This is a genomic window from uncultured Caballeronia sp. (genome assembly GCF_964243625.1).
Lineage (GTDB): Bacteria > Pseudomonadota > Gammaproteobacteria > Burkholderiales > Burkholderiaceae > Caballeronia.
On sequence record NZ_CAXTGZ010000301.1, the window covers coordinates 1 to 7,103 of the forward strand.

The following is a 7,103-nucleotide window of genomic DNA, read 5'->3' on the forward strand; positions in this document are numbered from 1 at the left end:
CAGGAGCTTTGCATGAACGAAGTAAGCAACGTCACAACCCGCCCCGAAAACGGCCTGAAGTTCGACCTGATCACCACTGACGGCCAGGCCCGCCGTGGCCGCGTTACGTTGAACCACGGCGTGGTCGAAACGCCGATCTTCATGCCTGTCGGCACATACGGCACGGTGAAAGCCGTCGCGCCGCGCGAACTCGAGGAAATGCACGCGCAGATCATCCTCGGCAACACGTTTCACCTGTGGCTGCGCCCGGGGCTCGAAACCATCGCGGCGCATGGCGGATTGCACAGGTTCATGAACTGGAACCGGCCGATCCTTACGGATTCCGGCGGCTTCCAGGTCTTCTCCCTCGGCGACCTGCGCAAGATCACCGAAGATGGCGTCACGTTCGCATCACCCATCAATGGCGACAAGCTGTTTTTATCGCCGGAAATCTCGATGCAGATTCAGAAAGTGCTGAATTCGGACATCGTGATGCAGTTCGATGAATGCACCCCTTACGCCACCAACGGCGTACCCACGCCGCACAAGGACGCGGCTGACTCCATGCGCATGTCGATGCGCTGGGCAAAGCGTTCCGTCGATGAATTCGCCAAAGGCGGCAACCCGAACGCGCTGTTCGGGATCGTGCAGGGCGGCATGTTCGAAGACTTGCGCGACGAATCGCTGGCCGGACTGGCAGACATCGGGTTCCACGGCTTTGCGATCGGCGGCTTGTCGGTGGGCGAGCCCAAAGAAGACATGATGCGGGTGCTGGAACATATCGGCCCGAAGCTTCCCGCCGACAAACCGCATTACCTGATGGGCGTGGGCACGCCGGAAGACCTGGTCGCGGGCGTGGCATCGGGCGTGGACATGTTCGACTGCGTGATGCCGACCCGCAATGCACGCAACGGCTGGCTGTTCACGCGTTTTGGCGACGTGAAGATCCGCAACGCCGCGCACAAGAATTCACTCAAGCCACTCGATGAAAGCTGCGGCTGCTACACGTGCCGCAATTTCACGCGCGGCTATCTGCACCATTTGCATCGTGTAGGGGAGATCCTCGGCTCGCAACTGAACACGATCCACAACCTGCATTACTACTTGCAACTGATGCAGGAAATCCGCGATTCGATCGAAAACCACATGTTCGGTGCGTTCGTGAAGGTGTTTCACGAGAACCGCGCACGCGGAATCGACTGACAAAAAATGTCGACCGGGTGGCCAACGTTCAGTCATTCGATCTTCAGCGCACGCAATAAACATTACAATTGATTTACGCCGCCCTTTAACAGCTTGATCACAAAGCGCATTCCGCGCTTGTGCGGCGAAGCCCGGTGTTAGAATAGCGGGCTAATTTTCTGATCGTTATAACGGAGAGACCGACGTGGATTTTATTTCAAGAGCCTTCGGACAAGGCGCCGACGGTGCGCAATCGAGCATCATGAGTTTTCTGCCTCTGATCTTGATGTTCGCTGTGTTGTACTTCATCATGATTCGCCCGCAAATGAAGCGTCAGAAGGAACATCGCAACATGCTGGGCGCGATGGCGAAGGGTGACGAAGTCGTAACGAACGGCGGTATTGTCGGCAAGGTGACGAAGGTGACGGACGCGTATGTAGGCGTTGAGATCGCGGAAGGCACGGAAATCACCATCCAGAAGGCGTCTGTCACGACCATCCTCCCGAAAGGCACGATCAAGTCGCTGTAAGGCCAACTTGTCTCGCGTCCGGCGCGGCCCGCGCGCTCTCGGTTCTGAAACCGGCAGCCCGCTCATTGCCGGACGCATCGCTTATCCCGTCCTCGCCAACTCTCCTGTTCGGCCATCCCCATGAATCGCTACCCACTTTGGAAATATGCCGTGATGCTGGTGGCGCTCGTCATCGGCCTCGTCTATACACTGCCCAATTTTTTCGGCGAAGCGCCGGCGGTGCAGGTATCGAGCGGCAAAGTAACGGTCAAGCTTGATTCGTCAACGCTTGCCAATGTCGAGAGCGCGCTGTCGGCGAGCAAGATCACGCCTGACGAAGTCACGTTCGACAACTCGTCGGCCAATGCAAACATCCGCGTGCGCCTGAAAGACACGGACACGCAATTGCGCGTGAAGGATCTGTTGCAGAAAACGCTCAACAGCGATCCGAGCGATCCGCAATATGTCGTCGCGTTGAACCTGCAGGCAGCTTCGCCGCGCTGGCTCACCGCGTTGCATGCATTGCCGATGTATCTCGGCCTCGACTTGCGCGGCGGCGTTCACTTCCTGTTGCAAGTGGACATGGCAGGCGCGCTGAACAAGAAGCTGGATTCGAACGCCACCGACGCACGCGCCCTCTTGCGCGACAAGAACATCCGCGATGGCGGCGTGAATCGCGTGAACCAGGCCGTGGTGGTGAATTTCTCCGACCAGGCCGCTGCTGATTCCGCGCGCACCGTGCTTTCGACCAGCCTGAACGAGTTGCAATGGGCGACGCGTCAAGGCAGCGACGGTTACCAGGTGGTCGGCACGTTCACGCCGGCTGCGCAAAAAACGGTTGAAGACGCCGCGCTCAAGCAGAACATCATCACGCTGCATAACCGCGTGAACGAACTTGGCGTGGCCGAGCCGGTGATCCAGCAGCAAGGTGCCGACCGCATCGTGGTCGAATTGCCGGGCGTGCAGGACACGGCGAAGGCGAAGGACATCATCGGACGGACTGCCACGCTTGAAGCGCGTCTCGCCGATCCGACCAATACGCATCCCGGTCCGAACGACCCGGTTCCGCCGGGCGACGAACTCTTCCCGCAAGGCAACGCAGGCCCCGTTCTCGTGCGCAAGCAGGTGATCTTCTCGGGTGACCGGATCATCGACGCATCGGCGGGATTCGACGAACATCAGCGTCCGTCCGTCAACATTCGCCTCGACGCCGCCGGCGGGCGTTCGGTGAGCAGCGTGTCGCGTGACAACATCGGCAAGCCGATGGCCATGATCCTGTTCGAAAAGGGCAAGGGCGAAGTGCTGACGGTCGCGACCATCCAGTCGGAACTCGGCGACCGCTTCCAGATCACCGGCCAGCCCTCGCCGCAAGCCGCAACCGATCTCGCGCTGTTGCTGCGCGCAGGTTCGCTCGCGGCGCCAATGGACATCATCGAAGAACGCACGATCGGCCCGAGCCTGGGCGCCGACAACATCAAGAAGGGCTTCGATTCCGTGCAGTACGGTTTCGCCGCCATCGCTGTCTTCATGATCGCGTACTACATGCTGTTCGGCCTGATCTCCATGCTGTCGCTGTCGGTGAACCTGCTGCTGCTGGTTGCGATTCTCTCCATGCTGCAAGCCACGCTGACACTGCCGGGTATCGCGGCTATTGCGCTGGCACTCGGTATGGCAATCGATGCAAACGTGCTGATCAACGAACGGATCCGCGAGGAACTGCGTAACGGCGCGCCGCCGCAGCTCGCGATCCAGAACGGCTTCTCGCACGCATGGGCGACGATTCTCGACTCGAACGTGACCACGTTGATTGCCGGCCTGGCGCTGCTCGCGTTTGGTTCGGGCCCGGTTCGCGGCTTTGCGGTCGTGCACTGTATCGGCATCCTGACGTCCATGTTCTCGGCGGTGTTCTTCTCGCGCGGTCTCGTGAACCTTTGGTACGGCGGCAAGAAGAAGCTGCAATCGCTCGCGATTGGACAGGTATGGCGTCCGGAAGGCGGCGATACGGCGGCTGCAACAGCGGCGTACCTCGCGAATCAGCGCGGCGACGATTCCCCTGTCGACGAAATCATCCAGCCGGCCGCCCGTGTCAAGGCGCCGGTTCCCGCACGTCCGCAAAAGCAGGCTGCGCCCGCGCTTCGCAACGGCAAGCCGGTTGTTCGCCGCCGCTCGGGTCCGGGTGTCGAACCGAAAAAACCCGGCTCGTCCAACTGAGTCCCGGAGAATAAATCATGGAATTCTTTCGTATTCGCCGCGACTTGCCGTTGATGCAGCGAGCGTTGCTGTTCAACGCGATCTCGCTCATCACGTTTCTTGCCGCTGTATTTTTCCTGTTGCATCGCGGGTTGCATCTGTCGGTGGAATTCACCGGCGGCACCGTGGTGGAAGTGCAATACCCGCAAGCCGTGCCCCTCGAACCGGTACGCAGCACGCTGGGCGCGCTCGGTTATCCCGATGCCCAGGTGCAGAACTTCGGCACCTCGCGTGACGTGTTGATTCGCTTGCCGTTGAAGCAGGGCTTGACGTCGGCGCAGCAGAGCGATCAGGTGATGAGCGCGCTGAAGAACCAGGACGCGCAGGTGCAGTTGCAGCGCGTGGAGTTCGTCGGTCCGCAGGTCGGTAAAGAGCTCGTGACCAACGGCCTGCTTGCGCTGGCATGCGTGGTGATCGGCATTGTGATTTACCTGTCGTTCCGGTTTGAATGGAAATACGCAGTGGCCGGCGTGATCGCCAACTTGCACGACGTGGTGATCATTCTCGGTTTCTTCGCGTTCTTCCAGTGGGAGTTTTCGCTGTCGGTGCTCGCAGCGATTCTCGCGGTGCTGGGTTACTCGGTGAACGAGTCGGTGGTCATCTTCGACCGGATTCGCGAGACCTTCCGCAAGCAGCGCAAGATGACGGTGATCGAGGTGATCAACCACGCAATCACGAGCACCATGTCGCGAACCATCATCACCCATGGCTGTACCGAAATGATGGTGCTGTCCATGTTCTTCTTCGGCGGCGCGACCCTGCACTATTTTGCGCTGGCGTTGACGGTGGGTATCTTGTTCGGGATCTATTCGTCGGTGTTCGTTGCCGCCGCGCTGGCCATGTGGCTTGGCGTGAAGCGCGAAGACCTGGTGAAGGACAAGAAGCCGAAATTCGATCCGACCGATCCGAACGCAGGCGCAGAGGTTTGAAGGCGCAGGACTAAAGACTCGACGTATCTGAAGTGCGAAAGGCCGATTCGAAAGAATCGGCCTTTTTCGCTTTTAGGCGGCCATTTGTAATATTTGGTGGAACTGGCGCAGACAGCTATGGGTGGCAAGCCCGCGTAGTTCCTAAACCAGCTCAATGTATGTACAATCGTAAATACAGGAAGCGCAATGCGATTCGAGTGGGACGAAACAAAGAATCGGAGCAACGTCCGCAAACACGGCGTCGACTTCAACGACGCTATCGAAATCTTCAAGCATCCGGTTTTGACCGCTGCGGATCGCAGCGAGGATTTCGGCGAAGATCGCTGGATTGCGTTGGGGTGGATGAAAATGATCGTGGCGCTGGTCGTTTATGTAGAGCGCGACGGCGACACCGTGCGGATTATTTCAGCGCGCAAGGCAACGCGACCCGAGATAAAACGCTACGGTGACGCTATTTCTAAATGATCGCGGCATTAAAAGCAGGAACACAATCATGAGCAAAACCACGAAGACTGATTGGAAGCGCCTGGAAGCCATGCCGGATTCCAGTATCGACACAAGCGAGATGCCCGAGCTCGGCGACGAGTTCTTCCTGAACGCCGAGCTGCAAAGACCGCCCAAGCAGGCGGTCACCATGCGTCTAGACGCCGACGTGCTGGCCTGGTTCAAGGAACAAGGCGAGGGTTACCAGACGCGCATCAACAAGCTTTTGCGCGCCTACATGCAGGCGCAACAAAAGCGCCACTCGTAAGCGCGCGGCCCCGCGACTTGTCACTTGAACCCCAGCCTCTTGCGCGCCGCCATCAACGCTACAAGGCTGATCACGGCCGCGAAAATCATGTAGAAGCTGGGCGCGGCCTTTGATCCCGTCGATGCAATCAGCCACGTGATGATGAACGGCCCGAACCCGCCGAATACTGTCACCGCGATGTTATAAGCCAGCGACATCCCCGTCGTGCGCGTGGCAACCGGAAACATCTCCGAGAGTAATCCCGGCAGCGCGGCGAAGTACCCGGTCATCAGGACGCCGAGCACCGCTTGCACGACCAGCAGGTTGCCGAACGCCGGATGCGCGACGAGCCACGAGAAGAGCGGATAGATCAACACGAGCAACAGCACGGCCGAGATCAGCATGATGCGGGTGCGGCCGTGGGTATCGGAGAGATGGCCTACCAGCGGCGACAGCACCATCTGGATCGCGCCCGTCAGCAGGATCGCCGTGAATGCAACCGAGGGCGCAAGGCCCAACTGGCGTATCGCGTAGGTCGGCATGAACAACACGAGATAGGTCGCCACCGTCCCCAGCACCACCGTGCCAATGGCAATCAGCAAGCGCTCCTTGTTCGATGCAAACGTGTCCCGCAAGGGCGTCGCGGTCGTGACGGCGGAAAGGAATTCAGGCGTTTCATCGAGCCGTGTGCGGATGTAGTACGCCACCGGCCCGATCAGCAAGCCGAAGAAAAACGGCATGCGCCAGCCCCACGAATTCATCTGTTCCGGCGATAGATTCCCGGTCAGTACCACGCCGAAAATGGCAGCTAGCAGCGTCGTCAACCCCTGGCTTGCAACCTGCCAGCTCGCGAAAAAGCCACGCCGCCCCGGCACGTGTTCGGCGAGAAACGCCGTCGCGCTGCCGAACTCGCCGCCGGCCGAAAAGCCCTGCATCAAGCGTGCGAGGACCAGGATCAACGGCGCGGCAATCCCGATGGACGAATACGTCGGCAACACGGCGATGATCAGCGTGCCCACCATCATCAACAGTATGGATAGGGTGAGCGCGGCTTTGCGGCCGGCTTTGTCGGCGTAGGCGCCGAGCATGATCGCACCCAGCGGCCGCATGAAAAACGACACGCCGAATGTGCCGAGCGTCAGCAGGATCGAGATGGAATCGTTGCCCGACGGAAAAAACAGCTTCGAGATGACGACCGCAAAAAACCCGTAGACCACGAGGTCGAACCATTCGAGCGCGTTGCCTATGGACGCCGCCACCACGGCACGCCACGCGGCCGGACGGACAACCGGTACTGTTGCAGACGTACTGCTCATGCATTTCTCCAGGAATTTTTATATCGATGTAACAAATGTAAACGCTGCCGACTGTGCCACACCGAAATCCGGACCGAAATGCTCGCAAAACCTGTAGGCGAAAAAAAACCGTTCCGGCGTGAGCCGGAACGGTCCTTCGAACCTACAACAGGTACTTACTGGCGCACACCTTCAGCCTGGATATGCAGCGTCGTCTTCATCTTGAAGCC

7 protein-coding genes are annotated in these 7,103 nt (G+C 59.3%); 6 read left to right on the forward strand and 1 reads right to left on the reverse strand.

The genetic code is table 11. The annotated features are described in order from the left end of the window. Positions 1-12 precede the first annotated feature (12 nt). From tgt to ACFFAR_RS19615, 6 genes are all read left to right on the forward strand, one after another. Positions 13-1,182, forward strand: a complete 1,170-nt coding sequence (tgt, locus tag ACFFAR_RS19590) for a tRNA guanosine(34) transglycosylase Tgt (protein ID WP_174364633.1) — start codon at positions 13-15, stop codon at positions 1,180-1,182. A 184-nt stretch (positions 1,183-1,366) separates the two neighbouring features. After that, on the forward strand, positions 1,367-1,690 hold the full coding sequence (yajC, locus tag ACFFAR_RS19595; protein ID WP_061998465.1) for a preprotein translocase subunit YajC: 324 nt from the start codon (positions 1,367-1,369) through the stop codon (positions 1,688-1,690). Between the two features lie 120 nt (positions 1,691-1,810). After that, the gene (gene secD / locus ACFFAR_RS19600; RefSeq protein ID WP_062169155.1) at positions 1,811-3,880 is read left to right on the forward strand and encodes a protein translocase subunit SecD; all 2,070 of its coding nucleotides are present in this window, start codon (positions 1,811-1,813) and stop codon (positions 3,878-3,880) included. A gap of 17 nt (positions 3,881-3,897) precedes the next feature. Continuing rightward, a complete protein-coding gene (gene secF, locus ACFFAR_RS19605) occupies positions 3,898-4,848 on the forward strand; it encodes a protein translocase subunit SecF (protein ID WP_062169153.1) in 951 nt (316 codons plus the stop codon). 186 nt (positions 4,849-5,034) lie between these two features. After that, positions 5,035-5,313, forward strand: a complete 279-nt coding sequence (locus ACFFAR_RS19610) for a BrnT family toxin (protein ID WP_174365286.1) — start codon at positions 5,035-5,037, stop codon at positions 5,311-5,313. 28 nt (positions 5,314-5,341) lie between these two features. Beyond that, on the forward strand, positions 5,342-5,599 hold the full coding sequence (locus ACFFAR_RS19615) for a BrnA antitoxin family protein (RefSeq protein ID WP_062169149.1): 258 nt from the start codon (positions 5,342-5,344) through the stop codon (positions 5,597-5,599). Between the two features lie 20 nt (positions 5,600-5,619). Here ACFFAR_RS19615 and ACFFAR_RS19620 read toward each other — a convergent pair whose 3' ends face one another. Beyond that, positions 5,620-6,894 carry an MFS transporter gene (locus tag ACFFAR_RS19620; RefSeq protein ID WP_174365287.1) on the reverse strand — a complete coding sequence of 425 codons (1,275 nt, stop codon included), beginning with the start codon at positions 6,892-6,894 and terminating at the stop codon, positions 5,620-5,622. Positions 6,895-7,103 lie beyond the last annotated feature (209 nt).

What these genes read in the sequence shown, in the direction of transcription:
- secD (WP_062169155.1), top strand. Translation starts at nt 1,811, where the DNA reads ATGAATCGCTACCCACTTTGGAAATATGCCGTGATGCTGGTGGCGCTC.
- ACFFAR_RS19615 (WP_062169149.1), top strand. Translation starts at nt 5,342, where the DNA reads ATGAGCAAAACCACGAAGACTGATTGGAAGCGCCTGGAAGCCATGCCG.
- ACFFAR_RS19610 (WP_174365286.1), top strand. Translation starts at nt 5,035, where the DNA reads ATGCGATTCGAGTGGGACGAAACAAAGAATCGGAGCAACGTCCGCAAA.
- secF (WP_062169153.1), top strand. Translation starts at nt 3,898, where the DNA reads ATGGAATTCTTTCGTATTCGCCGCGACTTGCCGTTGATGCAGCGAGCG.
- tgt (WP_174364633.1), top strand. Translation starts at nt 13, where the DNA reads ATGAACGAAGTAAGCAACGTCACAACCCGCCCCGAAAACGGCCTGAAG.
- ACFFAR_RS19620 (WP_174365287.1), bottom strand. Translation starts at nt 6,894, where the DNA reads ATGAGCAGTACGTCTGCAACAGTACCGGTTGTCCGTCCGGCCGCGTGG.